The organism is Pseudomonas sp. NPDC090755, from assembly GCF_044769005.1.
GTDB lineage: Bacteria > Pseudomonadota > Gammaproteobacteria > Pseudomonadales > Pseudomonadaceae > Aquipseudomonas.
Map to the genome: position 1 here is coordinate 271666 of NZ_JBIVXC010000004.1, position 24539 is coordinate 296204.

The following is a 24539-nucleotide window of genomic DNA, read 5'->3' on the forward strand; positions in this document are numbered from 1 at the left end:
CATGTACAAGATTCTGATCGCCGACGATCACCCGTTGTTTCGCGAAGCCATCCACAACGTGATCAGCGATGGCTTTCCCGGCAGCGAAGTGATGGAAACCGCCGACCTGGACAGCGCCCTGGCCTTGACCGCCGTGCACGACGACCTGGATCTGATCCTGCTCGACCTGAACATGCCCGGCATGCATGGCCTGGGCGGCCTCATCAACCTGCGCAACGAGGCACCGACGGTGCCGGTGGTGATCGTCTCCGCCGAGCAGGACAAGCAGATCGTGCTGCAGGCCATCACCTACGGCGCGGTGGGCTTCATCACCAAGTCCTCGCCGCGCTCGCAGATGACCGAGGCCATCGAGCAGATCCTCAATGGCAACGTCTACCTGCCGCCGGACATCATCCGCACGCAAAAACCGGGCAATCGCCGCAGCCATGGCGAACATCCGGGGTTTGCCCCCGAACTGCTGCAGGCCCTGACCCGCAAGCAGCTGTTGGTGCTCGAACGCATGACCAAGGGTGAGTCGAACAAGCAGATCGCCTACAACCTGGACATCGCCGAGACCACGGTCAAGGCCCACGTCTCGGCGATCCTGCGCAAGCTCAACGTGCATAACCGGGTACAGGCGATCCTGAGCGCCGGCGACATCGACTTCACCGCCTACCTGCGGCGCTAGTGCCCCATCGCGGCCTTCGGCCGCTCCCACATTGTCCGCGCATGCACTGTGGGAGCGGCCGCAGGCCGCGATGAGCTGCAAGGCCGCCACCGATAGCCGGCGCTTGTCACAATCATGCAAATTAACCATTGAAACCACGCCCGGGCCTGAAGTAAGCTCGGGCTCATCAACTGGAGAGTCCCATGTCGCACACCCCCCTCACTCATGCTCGTCACACCGGTCGCCTGTCGCGCCCTGTGCTGGCTGTGGCCGAGTGCGCGACGGCGGCTCCCGCTGCGTTTTATTTTGGGTATTGGTTTAGCCACAGGCGCCGCTGATACCCACACCGGCGCCCACTTTCAAGGGGCCGCCGAACACGAGAATACTCAACCCCCGGTCGGCCCCCCGACCGGGGGTTTTGTTTTTCAAGGCCCCACGACAACCGAACAGACACCGAGGATTACCCCATGAACTACTCCACCTACCACCGTTACCCAAGCTTTACCTTCTGGCGATTTAGCCAATCCCGTTCGGGCCAGTCTGCCGCCTCCGTTCGGTCAATCGTTGGTGGCACACCTACACATGACGCCAATCAGGCCACCTGTCGAACACCTCGATAGGGCCGACAGCGCGGGCCAGAACCCGCCATCCGCCCAGGGATACCAGAACATGCAATCGTCCACACTCGCTCTGCCACTGTCCGAACCCACCGCTGCCAACAGCGCCGTCAGCCAACGCCTGCCGAGCCCGTTGTTGCTCAAGCAGCAAATGCCGCTCACCCCTGCCCTCAGCGCCCAGGTCCAGGCCCATCGCCAGGCCGTACGCGCCATTCTCGATGGCGAAGACAAGCGCCTGCTGGTGATCGTTGGCCCCTGCTCGCTGCACGACCCACGCTCTGCCCGCGAATACGCCCAACGCCTGGCCGAACTGGCCGCAGAGGTCAGCGACCAGATGCTCCTGGTGATGCGCGCCTACGTCGAAAAGCCACGCACTACGGTCGGCTGGAAAGGCCTGGCCTACGATCCGCACCTCGATGGCAGCGACGACATGCACGGCGGCATCGCCTTGTCCCGCGGCCTGATGCTGGCCATGCTCGAGCGCGGCCTGCCGGTCGCTACCGAGCTGTTGCAGCCGATGGCCGCCGGTTACTTCGATGACCTGCTGAGCTGGGCGGCGATTGGCGCACGCACCACCGAATCGCAGATTCACCGCGAGATGGTCAGCGGCCTGGGCCTGCCGGTGGGCTTCAAGAACGGCACCGACGGTGGCGTTGGCATTGCCTGCGATGCGATCCGCAGCGCCGCCCACAGCCATCGGCATTTCGGCATGGACATGCAAGGCTACCCGGCGATTGTCGAAACCCTGGGCAACCCTGACACCCACCTGGTGCTGCGCGGTGGCAACAAGGGCCCGAACTACGACCGCCAAAGCCTCGCCCTGGCCCGTCAAGGGCTGGCCAAGGCGGGCGTGGCGGCGCGGATCATGGTCGATTGCAGCCATGCCAACAGCGGCAAGGACCCGCTGCGCCAACCGGCAGTGTTCAACGAAGTGCTGGAGCAACGCCTGCAGGGCGACACCTCGCTGGTCGGCATGATGCTTGAGAGCCACCTGTTCGACGGCTGCCAGGCACTGGGGGCGCAGCCGCTCAAGTACGGTGTGTCGATTACCGACGGCTGCCTGGGCTGGGATTCGACCGAACGCTTGCTGCGTGAGGCGGCTGAGCGGTTGTGAGCCTTATCGCGGGGCAAGCCCGCTCCTACACTGTCACCTGTGGGAGCGGGCTTGCCCCGCGATTGCCATCAGCGTTAGGCTTGACGTTTTACCCAAGGAATCACTCCCATGGCCAAAGCCACTGCCCGTCACATCCTGGTTGCCACTGAAGAGAAGTGCAACGAACTCAAGGCCCAGATCGAAGCCGGCGCCGATTTCGCCGAAATCGCCAAAGCCAACTCCACCTGCCCGTCCAGCCGCCAGGGCGGTGACCTGGGTTCGTTCGGCCCAGGCCAGATGGTCAAGGAGTTCGACACCGTGGTGTTCAGCGCCCCGATCGGCACCGTCCAGGGCCCGGTGAAGACCCAGTTCGGTTATCACCTGCTGGAAGTCACCAGCCGTCAGGACTGAGTACTGCACACCTGATACAGTCCGGCAGGTGTGCAGATAAGCACCTGCCTGGCTAGCCCTGATGCGAGCCGATCATCCCGGCGCACCTGCATGCACAGCAACACGCCTTCACGCTGGACGATGGCATGCGCTGCTCCGGCACGAACACCTCGTCAGTGATATCGCTCAACGCCCCCCACAGCACATAACCGGGCTCAGTTCTGCGCGCGATCAAAGCCGAATACAGGCTGGACGATGATGGCGAGGCAGGAGGCATCTGCTTGATTGCGTAGAGTTCCTGCACCTCGCGCAGCAGGTACGGCCGCAATGGTTCAGGCACTTCACCGGCACCGCCCTGGGCAGAAGTAGCCCCCCAACTGACAAGGGCCCCGCGGAAGTTCCCTTGTTCCACCAGGACGGCGTAGGAGCGATTGGTGCAGTAGACCTTCTCGATGACGCTGGCCAACAACACCTGCTTGACTGAATCAGACAGCTTACCGCCCGAAAACTCCCCACCCCAAGCATGCACTGCGCCAGTAAGGCCAAGTGCGTCCCGAGCCCAGAGAAAAAAGCTTGAGTCATTGCTGTGCAGGCTGATTTCGCCTTCTTCGCTGATCAAGCGTGAACTTGTGCTGCCTGGCAGCTCACGCACTGTCCCCCCGGGCGCTTGCGCCATCTGCCTGAACAAGGCTTCCAGATGAGGCTTGCAACCGCTGTCTTCCAACGCCTGACCCGCATCGAACAGTGGGGTATCACCGCCATGGCCGACACTCCCCCATGCCTCGGCCTGACCGGATGAATTGACCATGCAGAAGGCCCAGGCCGATGCCTTGCACATCACGATGTTGCCGTGGGCATTGAGTGCCTTCGCTGGCTCGGAAAGCACCCCGCCGTAGGACGCATTACCCCAGACTTCAACCCGATTCGCCATGGTAATGACGCAGAACGCATCACGGGCAGCAATGACGTGGCGTACCCCGCCGGCGGTCATGATGCCAAGTGTTTTCTCGGCGCTCAACACTCCCCCCCCGGTTGCCGAACCCCAGGACACGAGATGCAACTCTTCGCTCCCCCCAACACGCAACGGACCGATGGCGCAGAATGCCGAAGCCGTCGCATAGATCTCCGTGACCCTGATCCCGTCAAGCTTTTTTCGGGTATCCGCTGGCATCCCACCGCCCTCGCCCTCCGCGCCCCAGGTACGCACATAATTGTCTTGGGTCAGCACCGCAAACGCCGAGGCGGTGCTGTAGATCGCCCGAGGCAAGTCAGCCATCAGCTGAAATTGAACCTCGAGGGGCACCTGCCCGCCGTTGGCGACATTGCCAATGGCGCCAATCTTGTAATCCTTGGCAGGCGGGTTGTTGTAAATGAACGCCATGGCCTTGGCGTTGCTGTAAACCGACTTGATGTTGCGTAGGCTCCCCTCGCCAGGCGTCATATTGACGCCCCATGCCAGCAACTGATTGCTGCCCTGGTTGCTGATCAGCACGGCGAAATCCTGTGAAGTGCTGAACATCCGCAGCGGCGGGTTATTGTCCAGCAGTTGGCGAATCTCACTGGGGATCAGCCCACCGGCATCGGCGCGGCCCTTGGTGTACACCTTCTGCGTGGGTTCATCGAACAACATCACCGCTGCCTGGCTGGTGACCATGACGCGCTGCGGCGGCTCGTCTTCATAGACGGAAAACTGACCGCTTTGCGCCAGGAAACAGTCGGCCATTACCCTGGCCGAGATCCCTTGCCCGTCGTCAAACACCTCCAGCACCAGCGAGCGTGCTTCCTCACCCGTATCGCCACTGGCGGCGCGTGGGGTGACCGCAAACTGCAGCAGCTTGCCCAGGTGCTCTTGGCCGAGCAGCAGTTCCAGGGTCTCGGGACCGGCCTGGGCATCGATGTACCAGCGAAAGGTCGAGCCCTCCTCCGGCTCGTCGTGCGCATTGCTGTAGCGGTAGCTGCCGACAATGCTGTGGCCGACCCGTGGTTCACCAAGCATCACGACATGGGTTGCAGTGGGTACGGCGCGTGATGCCTGGAGCATGGTCATATTGGTTCCTCAAGGGTGGATTGATACTCAGACAAGCGCGTACTCGCGCAACCACTTGGTCGCCACCCATTTCTCTCCGGCAAGCACAGGGCTACCGCCGTGAAGCGTGCGCGTCGAAGGATGGGCTTCGTCATAGCTGAAGAACACCGCGCTGCCGCACCTGGGCATCAGTTCAAGGCCGATGTCGGGAAACACCGTGGCGCCGCCACGCTCTGGCGCTTGCAGGTACATCAGCAAGGTCGCGACACGTTGTCCGCCCTGGCTCAATGCCTGACGGTTACCTTCGTGTTGAGGGTCGAAATAATCATAATGCGGGGCATATTCGGCCCCCGGTGCGTACCGCAGCACTTGCAGGCCCTCACCAGACACCAGTGGCCATCGCAAAAGAAGGGCGATGCGTTGTTCAAGTCTTGCAATCAGTTCATTCTCACCACGCTCGAAAAACATGCCATCGCTGCTACGCATTGCATCGAGTATGTTCTCGCCGGTGTCGCCATCGAGGACCTGCGAACGTTGCAGCCTTGAACGCGCAGCACTGATCAGTGCTGTGCATTCATCGGCGCTCAATAAACCATCGAACATCACCAACCGCGGGTGTTCCAGGGCTTGCACTACTTGAACATGGCGATCCCCTACATCGATATACAGCGGCGAACCACGCAGATCAGGCTCGGGCATTGGTTTTTCAGGTGCGCTTGTGACGAGTTGAGCGAAAGGGTCGCCCTCAGTCAGCGCCTGCTTTGCCACGTCCTTGCTCCAACCCGCCGCCAACAGTTGGGTATACAAGAGTTGCGGGGGGTAATGGGCCGCACGCTGACGCAAAATCCAATGGCGCAACTCGCTTGTTACGCTGTGCTGTTGTCCCATTTATTCAGCTCCTTGTTTCGCATTAATACAACGAACCAGGGCATGAACCCTGGCACCTGATGGCGCCAGGGTTCACTGTCGGCTCAACGCAGAAGCACTAATCGTTCGACTCGCTCGCCTCCTTGGCAGGCGGCCAGGGCTTGGGGTTGATTTGCACAGTTCCGCGCTGCTCCGGGTCGCTTGGGTTGTAATGCTGATTCTTAACATTGCCGCCCCAGACCACGTAGGTACCATCCTCCCGTCGCGCGGCAAACGACGGATCGGCTGGCCACCAGCTTGTCGGCGGGCGCCATGGGGGCGGGGGCCGAACCGGTGGTGGCGGCGGTGGTGGCGGTGGTGGCGGCTGGCGCACGTAAGGGAAGCGTTTGATCGAATAGAGCTCGATCACCCTGCCGTTCAGTGGCCCGATCAACTCAGGCGGAATTTCTCCGGCATCTTCCATGTCCAGGGTTGCACCCCAGACGTTGATCACCCCCGTTTCGCTGCCCTGCTGGGAGACCACGCCGTACGCACCATTGGTGCAATAAATGTCCTGGATGTTGGCACCCAGCAACACTTGGCGCAGCGACTCTGGCAAGTTACCGCCGTGGGTCTGAAAGCCCCAGGCTCGAATGTACGTGGTAATGCCACCAGGGCCCCGAGCCAGCAATACGAAACTGACGTCATTGGAAAATAGACTGAGTGCACCCTCGACAATGACTGTACGTGAACCGACCCGTTCAACGGGCAGCAGCTTACTGCGCTCGAACAGCGCGGCGAGCTCTGCCTTGAGCTCTGGTGTCAAGCTTTCTCCGCCATACCGGGTGTCACCCCATGCCTCGCAAGCACCGACACTGTCGAACATGCAGAAAGCCCAACGGGTAGAGCGACACAAGACGATATTGCCGCCTGTTGCCAATGCCTGGGCGCTGGGTGTAAAACTCCCACCTCTGGCCGGATCCCCCCAGACGTAGGCTCTTCGCCGGTTTTGCGAAATCGCGCAGAAGGCGTTTTCGGCACCGATCACGGTGTTCACTCCCCCTTCGTCGAGAAGGGCCTGACGCACGTTGTTCGGTACCTCGCCACCGTCGCCGCCCCACGCCACCAGGTCCCCATTACTGCCCACCGCGCAGAACGCGTTGGCCGTGGTGAAGATTCGCTCGACAAACATGGCATCGAGCCTTGCCTGGGTTTGCAGATCGATCACGCCACCACTGCTCAACGACCCCCAGGCATAGACCTTGCCTGCGGCGGTGCGTACCGCAAACCCACCCTCCGTGGCATAGATGGCCTGCGGGGCATCGAGCTGCAACTCCGCCTGGATACGCTCTGGCACAATGGCGCTAAAGTCGCTGGTGCGGCCCGCCGCACCGATTCGATTGGCGCCGTCCTGCGGGTTGCGATAAATCCAGGCGAACGCCGAGCGGTTGGAGTAGACGGCTTCGACCTGCAGGCGCGAATCAAAGCGCTGCATGTTTGGCCCCCACAACAGCAGTTGGTTGCGACCGCTAGCGTTGTAGACCATCACCGCGAAATCCATTTCGGTAGCGAAGATCAGCACGCCAGGGTTGTTCAGCAGGAAATTCTCGATCTCCTTGGGAACATCGCCCCCCCAACCTGCCTGGCCCTCCACCCACAGGCTCTGGGTGGTGGCATCGATCACCGCGAAGGCACCACCGGTGGAAGCAAATATCCGATCCGGAGGTTCGGGGACATGAAAGGAGAAATTACCTTCCTGCTTGAAAAAGCTATTTTCGTTCTCTTCGTTACTGATGCCCTGGTAACCCGAGAGCATCCGCACTTCTTCGGAGAACGTCTCAAACCCGCTCTCAGCATTGGCTGCTCGAGGCTCGACAGAAAACTGTATCAGCTTGTTGGCGTAATCACTGCTCAGGCGCAGGTCCTGCCGGGTCGACACCTGGACACCGTCCACATACCAGCGGTAGGTCGAGCCCGACTCCGGTGAACTTGCGTGTTTATAAAGGTAGCTTCCGCGCACACTGCCACCGACCATGGGTAAACCAATGATGGTTACCTCCTCGGCGATTGGCGGCGCCTTCAGCTCACGGCGCTGGGGAACAGGGCGTCCCCCTCGACAATTGCTTCTGTACATTGCAGGGTTCCTTTTTTAACGAACCGCATACCAAATTCCAATGCACCCATGGCGCGTCATTTTGTTTGCGCAGTCTCTTCATTCTCTGGTTGAAATGCTTCGTTAACGAAGTCAGCCCCACCTCCCCAGATGACATAACGAAGGTTTTTCAAGCGGGCAGCAAAGGCCGAGTTAACGGTTGCGGTGGTAGCGCCATGGGGTGGAATCCGCTTGACCGAATACAGTTCCAGAACATCCCGCGTCAGCTCTTCCGCCAGATCCTCGGGCACCTCACCGGCACCCAGCTCTGCGAGGCGAGCGCCCCAACTGATGAGCGCGCCGCTGACACGGCCCTGAGTCGCCAACACGCCAAACGAACGGTTGGTGCAATAGACGGTGTCAATTTCGCTGGCTTCCAGCACTTGCTGTGTCCCAGCTGGAATGCGCCCACCTGCGGAGGGCTGCCCCCAAGCACTGGCAAGCATCGTCTCGCCAAATTCGCCCTGGGCCAGGACGAAGAAGCTTGAGTCGTTGCTGTACAGTGAAATCACATTTTTGCTGATGATCAAACGCGAAGCGTTTTGCGCATCCGGGCAGTGACAAGCGCCGACACCGGTTCGTGTCTGCGGCGGACAGCGCCTGCGGCCAACACGTTTATCGATACCCAGCCGCTTGAACAACGCTTTGACATCTTCTTTGCAACCGCTGGCGTCCAGTGCCTTGTCGGCGTCCATGACTTCCGGAGCTTTCTCCCCTGTCGGTGTGGTGCCATATCCCACTGTGCCCCAGGCGGCCATTTCACCCCAGGCATTGACCATGCAGAACGCCCATGCCGACGCTTTGCATAACGCGATCTCGCCCTCGGCATTAAGCGTCTGGGCCTGTGCAGACAACACGCCGCCAGAGGCCGGGTCACCCCAGACAACCACCTTGCCGCGCAACGCGGTAATGGCGCAAAACGCGTTGCGGCTGGCAATCACCTCGGTGGGCCCCAAGTTGTCCTGCAACTCGTTGAGTTGAGCGGGTGTAATCACCCCGCCCATGTTTGCTGCGCCCCAGACGGCGATGGATTTCCTTGGGTTACCAACGCGAGTACCAATGGCGCAAAACGCGCCCGCGGTGGCGATGATTTCCGTGACAATCATGTTGTCCAGTCTTTCTCGCGCTTCGGCTGTGATGAGCCCCCCCGACGCCTGATTACCCCACGCATAAACTTTGCCCTGCTCCGTCAGCACGGCAAAGGCAGACTCTGTCGCATAAATGGCTTTGGGCGCATCGAAGAAGAGCATGGTTTGTACCTCCAGCGGAACCACACCGCCATTGGTAGCGTTGCCAACGGCATTGATACGGTCGGCATTATTGGGGGGGTTGTTGTAGATGAAGGCCAACGCCGATCCGTTGCTGTAGACATACTTGATGTTGGCCAGGTTTGGCAGCGGACGATCAGGAATGTTGCTACCCCATACCAGCATGCGGTTACTGCCGCTGGTGGTGACTACCGCACCAAAATCATTGCCGGTGGAAAACATCCGGGTCGCAGGATTGTTTCGCAAAAAGCGTTGGATATCCGGCGGTATCTCGGCGCCGAAGCTGCGATTGCCCTTGGAGTGGACGCTCTGGGTCCGACCATCGAGCAGGGTCAATGCACCTGCACTGCTGACGATCAGGCGATCGGAGGGTTCGACCTCATGGAGTGAATGGTTGCCGTCCTGAGACAGGAAGGAATTGGCAATCTCCTTAAGTGAAATACCTTGGTGCTCCTCCTTGACTTCAGTCTCGTTATCAGCCCAAACCGTTGCGCCAATTTCACCCGTGGAGGCTACCGGGGTCACCTCGAACCTGAGCATCTTGCCCACATCGTCACGCTGTAACCTCAGCTGCCGTTCGGTCCCGGCCGGCTCGTGGTCCAATGTCCAGAGATACCTTGATTCCCCTTCAGGGTTCTGCTCCTCGTTACTGTACACATAGCTGCCTGTAACGGTCGCGCCAACCAGCACTTGGCCGATGATTGTCACCTTCGAAGCGATGGGGACCGCTTTGGCGTTGTTCATATCGTTCATATTGTCTTTCCTTCTTGTGTGTTTACTTGGCTGAATCCGCCGGCTCTTCGCCCAGCAGATAGGAAACCTGCCCAGCCACGGGCGTAAGATCGGGGGCATCGCTACCCCAGGCCTGTAGTTGGCTATCGCCGTGTAGAGCCACCAACGAGCTACCACTGGTGTAAATGCATTGAGCACCCAAGGCGGTGGTCGCTTGTGTGTTACGCCCCCATGAGGTCACCGAGCGGTCGCTATGCAGTGCAGCGAAACCGCCGTAGGTGGCTGTCAGTGCCTGCACAGTCGGTAGCCCTTCCGGCACAGTGGCGCCCTCGCCGGACTGGCCCCAGGCAATGACCGAACCATCGCTCTGTAGGAGGGCAAAGGCTGTAGTTGCGCCCTGCAGATGAATCGCAGTGGCCAGCGTTGCACGCAGGTGGCCGGGGAACTCACCGCCGAAGCGATCGTCACCCCAGGCGACGATGTCGCCATTTCCCCGGACTACCGCGAAGGCGCCACTGGTTGAGGCCAACTGGCGAACATCACTCAAGTCACGGGGCGCGATACCACCGTGCTCGGCCGATCCCCAGGCATGCACACCACCATCCTCTTTGAGCGCTGCGAATGCCTGATTGGTGGCACTCAGGTGTACCGCGCCAAAGGCGTCAGCGACCTGCCCTTGGCCAAGGCTGCCCCAGAAAAACACCTGGCCATTAATGTTGCGTGTCGCAAAGCCATTGCTGGTTCCGACGATCTGCAGCACGTCGTGCAGGTTCACCTTGATCCCTCCCGGGATAGTCCCTCCCGCGTCAGGCAAGCCCCAGGCCTCGACGCGGCCATTTCCCAGCAACGCCGCAAAAGCCCCACCGCTGGCAGCGATCATCTGCACATCGACCAAAGCCGCCTGTACCACTTCAGGGATGTTCCCGCCCGCCTCCGCCACACCCCAGGCTACAACCCCGCCACTTTTGGTGATCGCCGCATAAGCCTTCCCGCCCCCGACCACAAAACGCGCATCGGTGATATCCCCAGGCGCCTGCAGCCCGTCACTGTAATTGCTCCATCCAAACAGGCTGCCGTCATCCTTGACCAGGCAGCCGCTGTCATGGCTGCCATGCATCAGCACCCCGGCGACGTTGCCCGGGCGCAGGCTCAGTGTGCTGGTGCGTCCGCCCGGTTTGCGGCTGGTGTAGGTCACCTGCAGCACGCGCTCGGGGGCGGTGTCGATAAAGTCTTCGCCGGTATGGCCTTCGCCTTCGACCCCTTCATATTGCCAATGCACCGCGCCGCCACTGCGCGAGCTTGCCACCAGGCGGTTGTAGTTGGCGTAGTAATACGCCCCGCGCTGGGAGCGCGCGCCGTAGACTTCGAAGATCTCGCCGATCACCCGTACCGTGGTCTGCCATGAGCGACGGGTTGGTTCCCCTGTACGCAACAAGTCATAGGACACCCGCGCCAGACCGAGAACGATTTCGCGTACCTGCGCATTGGCGACTTCGAACTCCAGGCCGTTGCCGTCCACCACTTCCAGGGTGAGCATTTCGGACACCGAGTTACCGCCGCTATCGATACCGTCCCAATGCAGGCGCACCAGGTTGCCGGGGGCAAACTCAGGTGCCGGGGTTTCGACCTTGACCCTGGCGGCACGACTGCCCAGCGCCGCCACATCGAGAAAGCCATCGACCGCGTCCAGCACCAGGGGCGCGGGCAAGTCGCCTGCGCGCACCACCACCTTGATCAGCGTGCTGGGGGAGTACCCGGACCAGTTGTTGACCTCGTCGTGCACCTCGTAGAACAGCGGCAGCGCTGCGCTGTTGCCCGCTTCAAGAATGGTTGCTGCAGGCACGGTGATGATCACCGGGGCCAGCGGGTCATCGATCACTACTTGCTGGCGTACCGGTACGCCGCCCCAATACAGGGTGATCCACTGCACCGGTGAGCGGTTGACGAAGGGCGGGATCGTTACCTCGACGCCCGCCTCCAGATGCTCGGGACCAACGCCAAAGCGGGCGATCTCCTCGGGCACCTGCGGCGCCTGCAGGCCATCGCTGATTCCGGTTGCAGGGTCCGGCTCGACACAGCCGGGGCGATCGAGCTTGATCAGCAGCCGGTAGCGCTCCGAGGGCTGGGTGTTGATGTCGTCGACGCTGTAGTGGATCTCCAGGGTGCCGGCGCGCAGGCGCTGGCGCTCGATAAAGAGCAGCAGGTCCTGGTTCTGGTGGTCTTCAAGTATCGTATGGGACAGCAACCAATTTGGGTCGTCATTGAGGTACAGGTGCAACACCTGGCCGGGGGCCATGTCCAGCCAGGCGTACACGGTTATCGCCAGGTCTTCTTTGGCCTCGGTGATGCCGATGCCCCCATCGTAACCTTCCACTTCGCGCGCCTTGAGCACCAGCGGGGGATGCAAAGGGGGCCGTTCGGTGTTCATGCATTGATCTGCCATCGTTCGCTCCTGCTACGCTCAAGTCACGAGGAATGTGCTGCGAGGCAGATTTAGCGCCCGATGGCGGCGCACCGTAAACTGACAGAAATGCTAGGTCCCCAAGCTTGCTCGTTCAGGTTAATCTCGATGCGCAGTGTCCTATCCGGCGTCATCCTTGGCATTTTCATGCCCCTGGCCTCGAGCGCCCTGGCATCGCATTCGCCCTGCTGAAAACGCAGGGCGACTACGTTACTGTCAGCCACTCCTCATGGGCGTTAGGCTTGGCGATTTACCCGAGGGCTCCTCAAGGATGGATGGGGACTTGTGCGAACACTCGCTCGTGCAGCCCTTCACCCGTTCAAACACGTTGGCCTGGATTTCACCTTTCCATGCTTGGCCGGGTTGGCCGGGTCATAGAACTGGTTGTCGACGTTCCCGCCCCACAGCACGTAAGTGCCGTCATCGCGCCTGGCCGCGAAGGAAGGGTCATTGTGCGGTGGATTGATTGGCGGGTTCTGCCAGAACGGATAGCGTTTGATCGAGTACAGCTCGGTGACATTGCTGCTCAGGTATGGCGCCAGTTCGGGAGGAATTTCCCCAGCATCCTCCATGGCCAGGGTCGCGCCCCAGACGACGACGGCACCGGTGATATCACCCTGCTGCAGCACCGCACCATAGGCACCGTTGGTGCAGTACACATCCTTGACCAGGCTGCCCATCAATACCTGCTGTACCGGCCCGGGCAATTCCCCGCCATGCCTGGCAGATCCCCAGGCAATCGCCGCCCGGGTGCGCCCATCCGGGAATCGGCTCAACAGGAAGAAACTGACATCGTTGTAGTACAGCGACAGTGCGCCGGGGACGATGATGGTTTTCCCCTGTTCAACCGCAAAACCCTCGAACACCGACTGGATCTGATTCTTGACGTTCTGGGTCAATGAGGCGCCGCCATACTGGGGGGCTCCCCAAGCCTCCGCCTGCCCGCGTCCGTTGATCATGGTGAACGCCCAGCGGTTTGCCTTGCAGATCCGAATGTCGCCTCCGGCTGCCAGCAGTGCGGCAGTCGGCGACATCGTTCCGCCCACCTGGGGGCCGCCCCAACTCACAGCGATGCGGCTTCGGCGGGTAATGGCACAAAATGCCCCGGTCGCCGCAATGACGGTCTCGACGCCGCCATCACGAATGATCTCTCCATACTTGTCTACCGGGATGTCGCCACCGTCCGGGCCTGAACCCCAGGTCGCCAGTTCACCGTTGGTACCGATCGCACAGACGGCGAAGGCCCCAGTGATAATCTTCTCGACAACCATGCCATCAAGCAGCGCCTGAACGTTGGGCGCAATACTTCCACCGTTTCGAGGATTGCCCCAGGCGTAGACCTTGCCGCTGACGGTGCGCACGACAAAGGCGTCCTCAGTGGCATGGATGGCCTTGGGTGCATCGAACAGCAGTGCCTGCAGAATAGCCGGTGGCACCGTCGCGCTTGGGTCATTGACCCGCCCTACCGCACCTATCCGGGGACCCGCACCGGTAGGGTTGCGATAGATGAAAGCAAAGGCGTTGCGGTTGCTGTAGACCGCATCGATGTTGCGCAGTGGCGGCAGCGTCGTCGGCATGTTGCTGCCCCAGACCAGCAACTGGTTGGCCGGGGTTCCCTGGATGTTGGCCAGCACACCGAAGTCCCGCTCGGTGGAATACAGCACCACACCCGGGTTGTTGACGAGAAAATTCTTGATCGGCTCCGGTACCGCGGCGCCCCAATCATTCTGCCCTTCAACGTAAATGCTCTGGGTGTTCCCGTCGATCATCGCAAACGCGCCGCCTGTCGAGGCGAAGATGCGATCTGCGGGCTCTGGTACATGAAACGAAAAGTTGCCTTGCTGCTTGAGGAAGCTGTTGCTGTTTTCTTCCTCGCTGATGCCCTGGAATCCACGCTCCATGCGCACAGGCGCAGAAAAGGTTTCCAAACCTACCTCGCCGCCTGCGGTACGCGGTATGACCGAAAACCTCAGGGTGCGATTGGCATAGTCACTGACCAGCTTGAGATCCAGTGCTGTGCCAACCACTTCGTTGTCTACGGTCCAGCGATAGATGGAACCCGCTTCCAACCGGGATTCGAAATGTGGCGTATGGGAGTAGCGATAGCTGCCACGGACGCTGCCGCCAACAATCGGCCGGCCAATGATGGTCACATCGGTCGCAATGGGGCGAGCCCTGGACTTGCGTGGCAACGGGTCAGCACCGGGCCAGTCAGACCAGTCCGTATTCGGTGGACAATGCCTGCCTTGCTGGGCCGTCTCGATCTGTTTCGGGTCGAGCAGACCGTTCTCGATCAGGTTGCCTGCCCCCCAAATGACGTATTTGTGGTCGTCGCGTCGTGCAGCATGCGCCGCCTGGTAGACCTGCGAAGTCACGTTATACGCAGGCATCTGCTTGACGGAATACAGCTCCACGACCCCCTCACGCACATGGGGCTGCAGTGCATCAGGAATTTGCCCGGCGCCATTTTGTGCGAGCGTCGCGCCCCAGGTCGTCACGGCCCCGGTCACACTGCCCTGGGTGGCGATCACCGCAAACGAGTTGTTGGTGCAGTACACCGCATTCACCAGGCTGCCCATCAGCACCTGGTGAACCGGTTGAGGCATGGTGCCGCCCGAAGCACTGTAGCCCCAGGTGAACAGTTCATGGGTCAGGCCGTAGTCGTCCTGGGCCAGCAGCAAGAACGCCGAATCATTGGCATAGAGACTGATGGTCCCTTCCGTGCTGATCAATCGCGAAGCGCTGCTGCGGTCGGGACAACCACACTCATCAACGCCGCGCAAGCCTACGGATTTGCCTTCCGAGCGTCGTTGATAATCTTCATCGACCGCCCAGCGCTGAAACAACGCCTCCAGCTTCGGTTTGACGCCACTGAGCTTGAGTGCTTCTCCCGCATCCAGGGACTGCACATTGGCGCCAGTCGGTGTGTTGCCACCGTAGCCAACGGCGCCCCAGGCCTCTGCCTGACCGAAACGGTTTACCATGCAAAATGCCCAGGCCGAGGCTTTGCAAAGGACGATGTTGCCGCGCGCTGCCAGCTCACGGGCGGCGGTGGACATGACGCCACCGTGGCTGGCGTGGCCCCAGGTCACCAGCCGTCCCCGGCGTTTGGTGATCGCACAAAACGCGTTTCTGCTGGCAATGACTTCCACCACGCCATCCAGATCATGCAGCATCTCGATATGTTCTGCATCCAGCACACCGCCACTGTTGCGCGGCCCCCAGGTAGCGATGTGCTGAACCTCTTCGTCTTCGCCGATGTAAGGCCCAATGGCGCAAAACGCTCCAGCAGTACCGATGATACGGTTGACGTTCATACGGTCCAGATGCTGACGCGTGATGTTGCCAATGGTCCCGCCACTCGCCGGATTACCCCAGGCATAGACCTTGCCGCCTTCGGTCAACACCGCAAAGGCATCTTCGATGGCATAGATGGCGCGCGGAGGGTCGAAGAACAGGTGGGTCTGAATCTCGTCCGGAACGACACCGCCATACGTGGCATGCCCGACGGCGCCGATCCGGTGCTGATTAGCCGTACGGTCCTTGTAGATCCAGGCCAGGGCGTAGCGATTGGTGTAAACCGCCTTGATGTTGTTCAGGTCCCCCGGCAGTTGACCAATGTTACTGCCCCACAACAGCAAGCGGTTGTTGTCACCGGCGACCCGGACCAGCGCGCCAAAGTCCCTTTCCGTTGAGAACAGTCGGACAGCGGGGTTGTTGCTCAGGAACTGCTTGAGCTCATCGGGCAGTACGCCGCCAAAATCCCGGGCTCCGCTCACATGCACGTTTTGACTGCGACCATCAACCAGGGAGAAAGCCCCCGAAGTCGAGGTGAAAATGCGGTCGGACGGCTCGCTCTGGTAGAGCGAAAAGTTGCCGCGTTGCTTGAGGAAGGAATTGCTGTTCTCTTCCTCACTGATGTTCTGTACCCGGGTTTCAATCAGGTAGGCCATTGAAGCAGCTGGCGCGGCGTGCTCACCGGAAGCGGCCCGGGCGGTGATCTGGAAAATCAGCCGTTTATCGGCGTAGCTTTCCAACAGGTACAGATCGATGCCCGTTTCCTCAAGGGCAACACCATCGACATACCAGGTGTAAGTGGAGCCCTCTTCAGGGTTTTCGGCCTCGTTGACGTACTGATAGCTGCCGCGCACTGTCGCGCCGACCACCACATCACCGAGGATTGCCACCTGACGCACGATCGGGGCGGCGAGTGGATTGTTTGACTCATACATAGTGTTATTCCTGATTACAGAGAGGGGCAGCGCCTAACGGGCTGCCAGGTTTGTTTCCAGTCGATACGAAATTTTTCCATCCCGCGGGGACAGATGCGGGGCGTTGCCGCCCCAGGCGAGCACATGCATCGAAGCCGTCCACTTCACATGCGTTGAGCACCAGCGGGGGATGCGAAGGGAGCCGTTCGGCGTTTTTACGTTGATCTGCCATCGTTCGTTCCTGCTACGCTCAAGTCACGGGACATGTGCTTCGAGGCAGATTTGGCGCCCGATGGCGGTGCACCGTAAACTCGCAGGAGTACGAGGTACCCAGGCTTGCACCTTCAGGTTAATCTCGATGCGCAGAGCTCTATCCGGTGTCATCTTCGGCGTCTTCCTGCCCCTTGCCCTGAGCACCCTGGCGGCACCGCAACACGCACTGACGGTGTATGGCCAGGCACCGCGCTACCCTGCAGGCTTCAACCATTTCGCCTACGCCAATCCAGCAGCCCCCAAGGGGGGAAGCCTGCGTCGCTCGGCCATCGAGATCGGCCAGTTCGACCACATCATTCCCTACATCGACAAAGGCATCGGCGTCGCCGAGGTCGACGGCTGGTTGTACTCGCCGCTGGCCGTGCGCTCCCAGGATGAGCCGTACACGGTCTATGGACTGGTGGCCGAACGGCTTGAGCGCGACCCGGACGGCCACTGGCTGCGTTTCTACCTCGACCCACGGGCGCGCTTCGCCGATGGCCAGCCGATCCGCGCCGAGGATGTGCGCTACACCTTCGAGCTGTTGATGCGGGCGGGCAACCTCAAGTACCGCACCCAGTTCGCCGAAGTCGAACGGGTAGAAGTCGAAGGCCCGCGACAGGTGCGTTTTCACTTCAAGAACAACCAGAACCGCACCCTGCCCCTGGACCTGGCCACCTTGCCGGTGCTGCCCGAGCACTGGTGGAAGGATCGCGACTTCGCCAGCGGCGCTGGCTTCGAGGCGCCACTGGGGAGTGGGCCGTACCGGATCGGGCAGATCGACAACGGTCGCAGCATCACCTTCGAACGCGACCCCACCTGGTGGGCGAAGGACCTGCCGGTCAACCGCGGGCGCTACAACTTCGACCACCTGCGCATCGAGTACTTCGGCGACACCGAGGTGGCGCGCCAGGTGCTGCGCGGCGGCGGCTTCGACTACAACCGTGAGTTCTCCGCCACCGGCTTCACCATCGGCTATGCCAGCCCGGCCCTGGACGATGGACGTCTGCAGCGGGCCCACCTGGGCAAGGACGCGCCGCAGACCGCCCAAGGGTTTGTCTTCAACTTGCAGCGCCCGGTGTTCAAGGACCGCCGGACGCGCCAGGCGCTGGCCCTTCTGTGGGACTTCGAATGGAGCAACCGGCAGATGATGCGCAACCTGTACATCCGCCAGCAGAGCTTTTTCTCCAACAGCGCCCTGGCCGCCCGCGCCCTGCCCGATGCCAGTGAACGGGCGCTGCTCGACCCCTTGCGTGCGCAGGTACCGGCCGAAGTCTTCACCCAGGTGTTCGAGGCGCCGCGCACCGATGGTTCGGGGATCATCCGCGACAAGCAATTGCAGGCCCTTGCGCTGCTTCAGGAAGCAGGCTGGAAGCCCGAAGGCGATCAACTGGTCAACGCCCGGGGCGAACCCTTGCGCTTTACCTTCCTCAACGGCCAGGCCGGTTTCGAGCGCCTGCTGTTGCCGTGGAAGCGCACGCTGGCGCAGATCGGCATCACCCTGGACATCCGCCGCATCGATGCCTCGCAGTACGTCAACCGGCTGATGGCGCGCGACTACGACATGATCGTCACCGGCTACCCGGTGTCGCCGTCCCCTGGCCCTGAGCTGTACAACTTCTTCGGCTCGGCGGCGGCCACGGATCCGGGCTCGAACAACTACATGGTGCTGCAGGATCCGGCGGTCGACCGCCTGATCGACGGCCTGGTCAAGGCCAGCACCCAGGCCGACATGCTGCGCCATGCCCACGCCCTGGACCGGGTGCTGCAGTGGAACTACTACTGGATCCCCAACTACTACCCACCCGGCTCCTCCACCGTCTGGTGGAACCGCTTCGGCCTGCCCAAGGTACAGGCCAGCAACGATGAAGGCCTGGACAGCTGGTGGGAAGTCAGCCCCACGGCGCTGACCAACGCGCAGATGGCCGAACGCATGAAGGAGCAGCCATGACCGTCTACATCCTGCGCCGGTTGCTGCTGATCGTGCCGACCTTGCTGATCATCCTGCTGGTCAACTTCGTCATCGTCCAGGCCGCCCCCGGCGGTCCGGTCGAACAGGCCATCGCCCGCCTGCAAGGCATCGGTGGCGGTGCACCGGGGGGCAGTATCGAAACGGTGCACAGCGGATCCCGGGCCAGTCGCGGCCTCGATCCCAAGCTGATCGAGGACATCAAGCGCCAGTACGGCTTTGACAAGTCCGCGCCCGAACGACTGTGGTTGATGCTCGGTCAGTACGCCCGCCTGGACTTCGGCAACAGCTTCTTTCGCGGCGCCAAGGTCACCGACCTGATCCTTCAGAAGATGCCGGTGACGCTGTCCCTGGGCCTCTGGGCCACGCTGATCACCTACCTGGTGTCGATTCCCCTGGGCATCCGCAAGGCCGTGCGCCACGGCAGCGCCTTCGACGCCTGGAGCAGCAGCCTGATCGTGATTGGCTACGCCTTGCCGTCGTTCCTGTTCGCCCTGCTGCTGATCGTGGTGTTCGCCGGTGGGACCTCGTTGAACTGGTTTCCGGTGCGTGGGCTGGTGTCGGAGAACTTCGACCAGTTGACCCTGCTGGGCAAGCTGGCCGACTATTTCTGGCACCTGGTGCTGCCGGTCGGCGCCCTGGTGATCGGTGGTTTTGCCACCCTAACCCTGCTGACCAAGAACGCCTTTCTCAACGAAATCACCCGCCAGTATGTGATCACCGCCCGGGCCAAGGGCCTGAGCGAGCGCCGGGTGTTGTACGGCCATGTGTTTCGCAACGCCATCTTGCTGGTGGTGGCCGGCATTCCCCAGGCGCTGATCAGCGTTTTTTTTGCCGGTTCCCTGCTGATCGAGGTGATCTTCTCCCTCGATGGCCTGGGGCGCATGAGCTACGAGGCGGCGGTCTCGCGGGACTACCCGGTGGTGTTCGGCTCGCTGTTCATTTTCACCCTGTTCGGCCTGCTGATCCGCCTGGTGGGTGACCTGTGCTACACCTTGGTGGATCCGCGCATCGACTTTGCCACGAGGGCACACTGATGTTCAGTTTGTCGCCGGTTTCGCGCAGGCGCCTGCAGCGCTTTCGGCGCAATCGCCGTGGCTGGTACTCGCTGTGGATGTTTGGCGTATTGCTGGTGCTGAGCCTGGGCGCGGAGCTGGTGGCCAATGACAAACCGCTGCTGCTCGGATACCAGGGCCAGTTGTACTTTCCGGCATTCAAGCGCTACACCGAGCAGGCATTCGGCGGCCAGCTGCCGTTCCAGCCCGACTACCGCAGCCAGTACGTGCAGACGCTGATCAAGGACCAGGGCGGCTGGATGCTGTTCGCCCCGGTGCCGTTCAGCGCCGACACCCCCAACTACGACCTGCAGCAACCGACCCCCAGCCCACCTACGCCGGTGAACTGGCTGGGCACCGACGACCAGGCCCGCGATGTGCTGGCACGGGTGCTGTACGGTACCCGGGTGTCGATCCTGTTCGCCCTGGCGCTGACCTTGATCAGTACCCTGATCGGCATTGCCGCCGGGGCTTTGCAGGGCTACCACGGCGGCTGGGTCGACCTGATCGGCCAGCGCCTGCTGGAGGTCTGGTCGGGTTTGCCGGTGCTGTACCTACTGATCATCCTCAGCGGGTTCGTCGAGCCGAATTTCTGGTGGTTGTTGGGGATCATGGCGCTGTTTTCCTGGCTGGCGCTGGTGGACGTGGTGCGCGCCGAATTCCTGCGCGGACGCAACCTGGAGTACGTGCAGGCCGCCCGCGCCCTGGGCCTGCCCGACCGCTGGGTGATCCTGCGGCACATCCTGCCCAATGCCATGAACGCCACCCTGACCTACCTGCCGTTCATCCTCACCGGCGCCATCACCACACTCACCGCCCTGGATTTTCTCGGCTTCGGCATGCCCGCCGGCAGCGCCTCTCTGGGCGAGCTGGTCAACCAGGGCAAGCAGAACCTGCAAGCGCCGTGGCTGGGCTTTACCGCGTTCTTCGCCCTGGCCCTGATCCTGTCGTTGCTGGTGTTCATTGGCGATGCCTTGCGCGAAGCCTTCGATCCACGGGCATAATCGCAGCCTTCGAGTTTCAGGGAGCGGTCCATGCCTGCCAATGACAGCCTCAAGGATTACCAGCAGGTCCGCCAGCTGGCCATCCGTTCGCTGTTCGAGATCATCGAGCAGTCCAGTGAAGGCACGATTATCGTCGATCGCGACGCACGGATTGTCTGGATCAACGAGCGCTATGCCCGGCGCTTTGGCCTGGGCGACGCCGCCAGCGCCATCGGCCAACCCTGCGAAAGCGTGATACCCGGCAGCCTGATGCGTGAGGTGCTGGCCAACGGTCGACCGATCCTGCTGGACATGCTCGACACGCCCAAGGATCCCCTGGTGGTCATGCGCCTGCCGGTGCACGACGGCGACGGTGCGCTGATTGGCGCCATCGGCTTTGCCCTGTTCGATGAGCTGCGCAGCCTGTCACCGTTGCTCAAGCGCTATGCCAGCATGCAGCAGGAACTGGCCTCGACCCGCTCGCTGCTGCGCGCACGCCAGGCCAAGTACAGCTTTACCCAGTTCATCGGCACCAGTGCCGCCAGCCTTGAGGTCAAGCGTCGCGCCCGGCGAGGTGCCAGCAGCGATTCGCCAGTGTTGCTGCTGGGCGAGACCGGAACCGGCAAGGAGCTGCTGGCCCATGCCATCCATGCCGCCTCGCCACGGGCGCACAAGGCCTTTGTCAGCATCAACAGCGCCGCCATTCCCGAGACCCTGCTCGAAGCCGAATTCTTCGGCACCGCCCCCGGGGCTTATACCGGCGCCGACCGCAAGGGCCGTCCGGGCAAGCTGCAACTGGCCGAAGGCGGCACCCTGTTTCTCGACGAGATCGGCGACATGCCCCTGCCGCTGCAGAGCAAACTGCTGCGCGTGTTGCAGGAAAAGGAATACGAGCCGGTCGGCTCCAATCAGATGATGCACAGCGATGTGCGCATCATTGCCGCGACCTCCACGGACCTGGCGGCGGCCATGGCCCGGGGCGAATTTCGCGCCGACCTGTATTACCGCCTCAACGTCCTGCCGATCCAGGTACCGCCGTTGCGTGAGCGTCTGGATGACCTGCCGGCGTTGTGCGAAGCGATCCTCGAAGCGCTGGGCAGCCAGCATGAACTGGAGCCCGATGCCCAGGCATTGCTGGCCCGGCATGCCTGGCCGGGCAATATACGCGAGCTGCGCAATGTGCTGGAGCGGGCCACCTTGCTGGCGGACCAGCCACGACTGGGTGCCGAGGATGTGCAGGCGGCGCTGGGTAACCTGGCACCGTTGCAGGTCACGGCGCCACCTTTGAGCTATAAACAGGCATGCACGGATTTCGAGCGCCAGTTGCTGAGCGATGCCCTCGCCCGCTGTGCCGGCAATGTGCCGCAGGCCGCGCGGCAACTGGGATTGGGGCGGTCTACCTTGTACAAGAAGCTGGTGGCGCTGGGGATTTCGTCTCCATAAAGAGACTTGTGTTTCTGATTTGAGATCGCTTCGCGGGGCAAGCCCGCTCCTACAAAGCTGTAGGAGCGGGCTTGCCCCGCGATTACCACCGTCTCCAAACAGAGACAAAACCCTATAAAAAACCAATTAATTTTATATAAATCAACAACTTAGATACTTGGCACGATTCCCGCTATCTCCAGCGAACCAACAAAAACAAGATGCACCCAAGGAGACACTCGATGAGTGTGATCATCGCCCTGGCAGCCCTGGCGCTGCTGATGCTGGCTGCCTACCGTGGTTACAGCGTTATCCTCTTCGCCCCCATCGCCGCGCTCGGCGCGGTACTGCTGACCGATCCCTCCGCCGTGGCCCCGGCCTTCACTGGCGTGTTCATGGAGAAGATGGTCGGCTTCATCAAGCTGTACTTCCCGGTGTTCCTGCTCGGCGCCGTATTCGGCAAGCTGATCGAGCTGTCGGGCTTTTCCCGCTCCATCGTCGCCGCCGCCATTGGCCTGCTCGGCACCCGCCAGGCGATGCTGGTGATCGTGCTGGTCTGCGCCTTGCTGACCTACGGTGGGGTTTCGCTGTTCGTGGTGGTGTTCGCGGTCTACCCGTTCGCCGCCGAGATGTTCCGCCAGAGCAACATCCCCAAACGCCTGATTCCGGCGACCATCGCCCTGGGCGCGTTCTCCTTCACCATGGACGCCCTGCCCGGCACCCCGCAGATCCAGAACATCATCCCCAGCACCTTCTTCAACACCACCGCATGGGCCGCGCCCTGGCTGGGGCTGATCGGCACCCTGTTCGTGTTCTGCACCGGCATGCTCTACCTGCAGCGTCAGCGCAACAAGGCCCAGCGCGCCGGTGAAGGCTACGGCACGGACCTGCGCAACGAGCCGGAAACCGCCGCCGACCTCTCGCTGCCCAACCCGCTGCTGGCCCTCTCGCCCCTGCTGCTGGTGGGGGTGATGAACCTGCTGTTCACCCACTGGATTCCCGCCTGGTACGGCAAGACCCACAGCCTCGCGTTGCCGGGCATGAGCGCGCCGGTGCAGACCGATATCGCCAAGCTCACGGCGATCTGGGCGGTGGAAGCGGCCTTGCTGCTGGGCATTTTGCTGGTGCTGATCACAGGGTTCTCCGCCATCAAGCATCGCCTGGCCGAAGGCAGCAAGAGCGCGGTCAGCGGCGCCTTGCTGGCCGCCATGAACACCGCTTCGGAATACGGCTTCGGCGCGGTGATCGCCTCGCTGCCGGGCTTTCTGGTACTGGCCGACGCCTTGCGCGCGATCCCCAACCCACTGGTCAACGAGGCCATCACCGTCACCCTGCTGGCCGGCATCACCGGTTCGGCCTCGGGGGGCATGAGCATTGCCCTGGCGGCGATGTCCGACAGTTTCATCGCCGCCGCCAACGCGGCCAACATTCCCCTTGAGGTGCTGCACCGGGTGGCGTCCATGGCCAGTGGCGGCATGGACACCCTGCCGCACAACGGCGCGGTGATCACCCTGCTGGCGGTGACCGGCCTGACCCACCGCGAAGCCTACAAGGACATTTTCGGTATTACCCTGATCAAGACCCTGGCAGTGTTCGTGGTCATCGCCACCTTCTACGCCACCGGCATCGTCTAAGGAGCACCCATGAATCTCATCGGCAAGACAGCACTGGTCACCGGTTCCACCAGCGGTATCGGCCTGGGCATCGCCCATGTCCTGGCGCGGGCCGGGGCCAACCTGATTCTCAATGGTTTCGGCGACGCCAACGCGGTGATCGCCGAAGTGGCCCGGCACGGCACCCGGGTCGGGCATCACCCGGCCGACCTCGGTGACGTGGCGCAGATCGAAGACCTGTTCGCCTATGCCGAGCGCGAGTTCGGTGGCGTCGACATCCTGGTCAACAACGCCGGCATCCAGCACGTGGCCCCGGTCGAAGACTTCCCGGTGGAGCGCTGGAACTCGATCATCGCCGTCAACCTGACCGCCGTGTTCCACGGCACCCGCCTGGTGCTGCCGGGCATGCGCCAACGCAACTGGGGACGTATCGTCAACATTGCCTCGGTGCACGGCCAGGTCGGTTCCACCGGCAAGGCCGCCTACGTGGCGGCCAAGCACGGGGTGATCGGGCTGACCAAGGTGGTGGGCCTGGAAACCGCCACCAGCAACATCACCTGCAACGCCATCTGCCCCGGCTGGGTACTGACGCCCTTGGTGCAGAAACAGATCGACGACCGCGCCGCCGGCGGTGCCGATGCCGGGCAGGCGCAGCGCGATCTGCTGGCCGAAAAGCAGCCTTCGCTGTCCTTCGTCACTCCCGAACACCTGGGTGAGCTGGTATTGTTCCTCTGTAGCGAAGCTGGCAGCCAGGTTCGCGGCGCCGCCTGGAACATCGATGGCGGCTGGCTGGCCCAATGACG

Annotated in this window: 15 protein-coding genes; 9 read left to right on the forward strand and 6 right to left on the reverse strand. The window is 61.9% G+C overall.

Going from position 1 to position 24539, the window contains the following annotated elements; translation table 11 throughout:
- The first annotated feature begins 1 nt into the window (after position 1).
- The 3 genes from ACIQUS_RS09570 to ACIQUS_RS09580 all read left to right on the forward strand — a co-directional run bounded on the left by ACIQUS_RS09570 (position 2) and on the right by ACIQUS_RS09580 (position 2767).
- Positions 2 to 667 (forward strand): response regulator, encoded by a 666-nt coding sequence (locus tag ACIQUS_RS09570; protein WP_403045976.1) that lies wholly within the window; start codon positions 2 to 4, stop codon positions 665 to 667.
- Between the two features lie 648 nt (positions 668 to 1315).
- Complete coding sequence (locus ACIQUS_RS09575; protein ID WP_403045979.1) at positions 1316 to 2377, forward strand: 3-deoxy-7-phosphoheptulonate synthase; 1062 nt, start codon at positions 1316 to 1318, stop codon at positions 2375 to 2377.
- Positions 2378 to 2485: 108 nt separating this feature from the next.
- On the forward strand, positions 2486 to 2767 hold the full coding sequence (locus tag ACIQUS_RS09580) for a peptidylprolyl isomerase (protein ID WP_403045981.1): 282 nt from the start codon (positions 2486 to 2488) through the stop codon (positions 2765 to 2767).
- Between the two features lie 52 nt (positions 2768 to 2819).
- Here ACIQUS_RS09580 and ACIQUS_RS09585 read toward each other — a convergent pair whose 3' ends face one another.
- The 6 genes from ACIQUS_RS09585 to ACIQUS_RS09610 form a co-directional block, all read right to left on the reverse strand.
- On the reverse strand, positions 2820 to 4793 hold the full coding sequence (locus ACIQUS_RS09585; protein ID WP_403045983.1) for a hypothetical protein: 1974 nt from the start codon (positions 4791 to 4793) through the stop codon (positions 2820 to 2822).
- A gap of 27 nt (positions 4794 to 4820) precedes the next feature.
- Positions 4821 to 5660, reverse strand: a complete 840-nt coding sequence (locus tag ACIQUS_RS09590) for a 2OG-Fe(II) oxygenase (RefSeq protein WP_403045986.1) — start codon at positions 5658 to 5660, stop codon at positions 4821 to 4823.
- Between the two features lie 97 nt (positions 5661 to 5757).
- Positions 5758 to 7752: a hypothetical protein gene (locus ACIQUS_RS09595; protein ID WP_403045988.1), complete on the reverse strand. Its 1995-nt coding sequence runs from the start codon at positions 7750 to 7752 to the stop codon at positions 5758 to 5760.
- A gap of 56 nt (positions 7753 to 7808) precedes the next feature.
- A complete protein-coding gene (locus tag ACIQUS_RS09600) occupies positions 7809 to 9791 on the reverse strand; it encodes a hypothetical protein (protein ID WP_403045991.1) in 1983 nt (660 codons plus the stop codon).
- 22 nt (positions 9792 to 9813) lie between these two features.
- A complete protein-coding gene (locus ACIQUS_RS09605; RefSeq protein ID WP_403045993.1) occupies positions 9814 to 12213 on the reverse strand; it encodes an RCC1 domain-containing protein in 2400 nt (799 codons plus the stop codon).
- A gap of 329 nt (positions 12214 to 12542) precedes the next feature.
- Positions 12543 to 16463, reverse strand: coding sequence for a hypothetical protein (locus tag ACIQUS_RS09610; protein WP_403045995.1), 3921 nt, complete (start codon positions 16461 to 16463; stop codon positions 12543 to 12545).
- A 337-nt stretch (positions 16464 to 16800) separates the two neighbouring features.
- Here ACIQUS_RS09610 and ACIQUS_RS09615 point away from each other — a divergent pair, with 337 nt between their 5' ends.
- The 6 genes from ACIQUS_RS09615 to hbdH all read left to right on the forward strand — a co-directional run bounded on the left by ACIQUS_RS09615 (position 16801) and on the right by hbdH (position 24537).
- Positions 16801 to 18645, forward strand: coding sequence for an extracellular solute-binding protein (locus ACIQUS_RS09615; RefSeq protein WP_403045998.1), 1845 nt, complete (start codon positions 16801 to 16803; stop codon positions 18643 to 18645).
- A complete protein-coding gene (locus ACIQUS_RS09620; RefSeq protein ID WP_403046000.1) occupies positions 18642 to 19700 on the forward strand; it encodes a microcin C ABC transporter permease YejB in 1059 nt (352 codons plus the stop codon). The genes ACIQUS_RS09615 and ACIQUS_RS09620 overlap by 4 nt, the downstream gene beginning before the upstream one ends.
- A complete protein-coding gene (locus ACIQUS_RS09625; protein WP_403046003.1) occupies positions 19700 to 20722 on the forward strand; it encodes an ABC transporter permease in 1023 nt (340 codons plus the stop codon). Before ACIQUS_RS09620 ends, ACIQUS_RS09625 begins: the two co-directional genes overlap by 1 nt.
- Positions 20723 to 20752: 30 nt before the next feature.
- Positions 20753 to 22144, forward strand: a complete 1392-nt coding sequence (locus ACIQUS_RS09630) for a sigma-54 interaction domain-containing protein (RefSeq protein WP_403046005.1) — start codon at positions 20753 to 20755, stop codon at positions 22142 to 22144.
- Positions 22145 to 22365: 221 nt separating this feature from the next.
- Complete coding sequence (locus ACIQUS_RS09635; protein WP_403046008.1) at positions 22366 to 23757, forward strand: GntP family permease; 1392 nt, start codon at positions 22366 to 22368, stop codon at positions 23755 to 23757.
- Between the two features lie 9 nt (positions 23758 to 23766).
- Positions 23767 to 24537, forward strand: a complete 771-nt coding sequence (gene hbdH, locus ACIQUS_RS09640; protein WP_403046010.1) for a 3-hydroxybutyrate dehydrogenase — start codon at positions 23767 to 23769, stop codon at positions 24535 to 24537.
- Positions 24538 to 24539 lie beyond the last annotated feature (2 nt).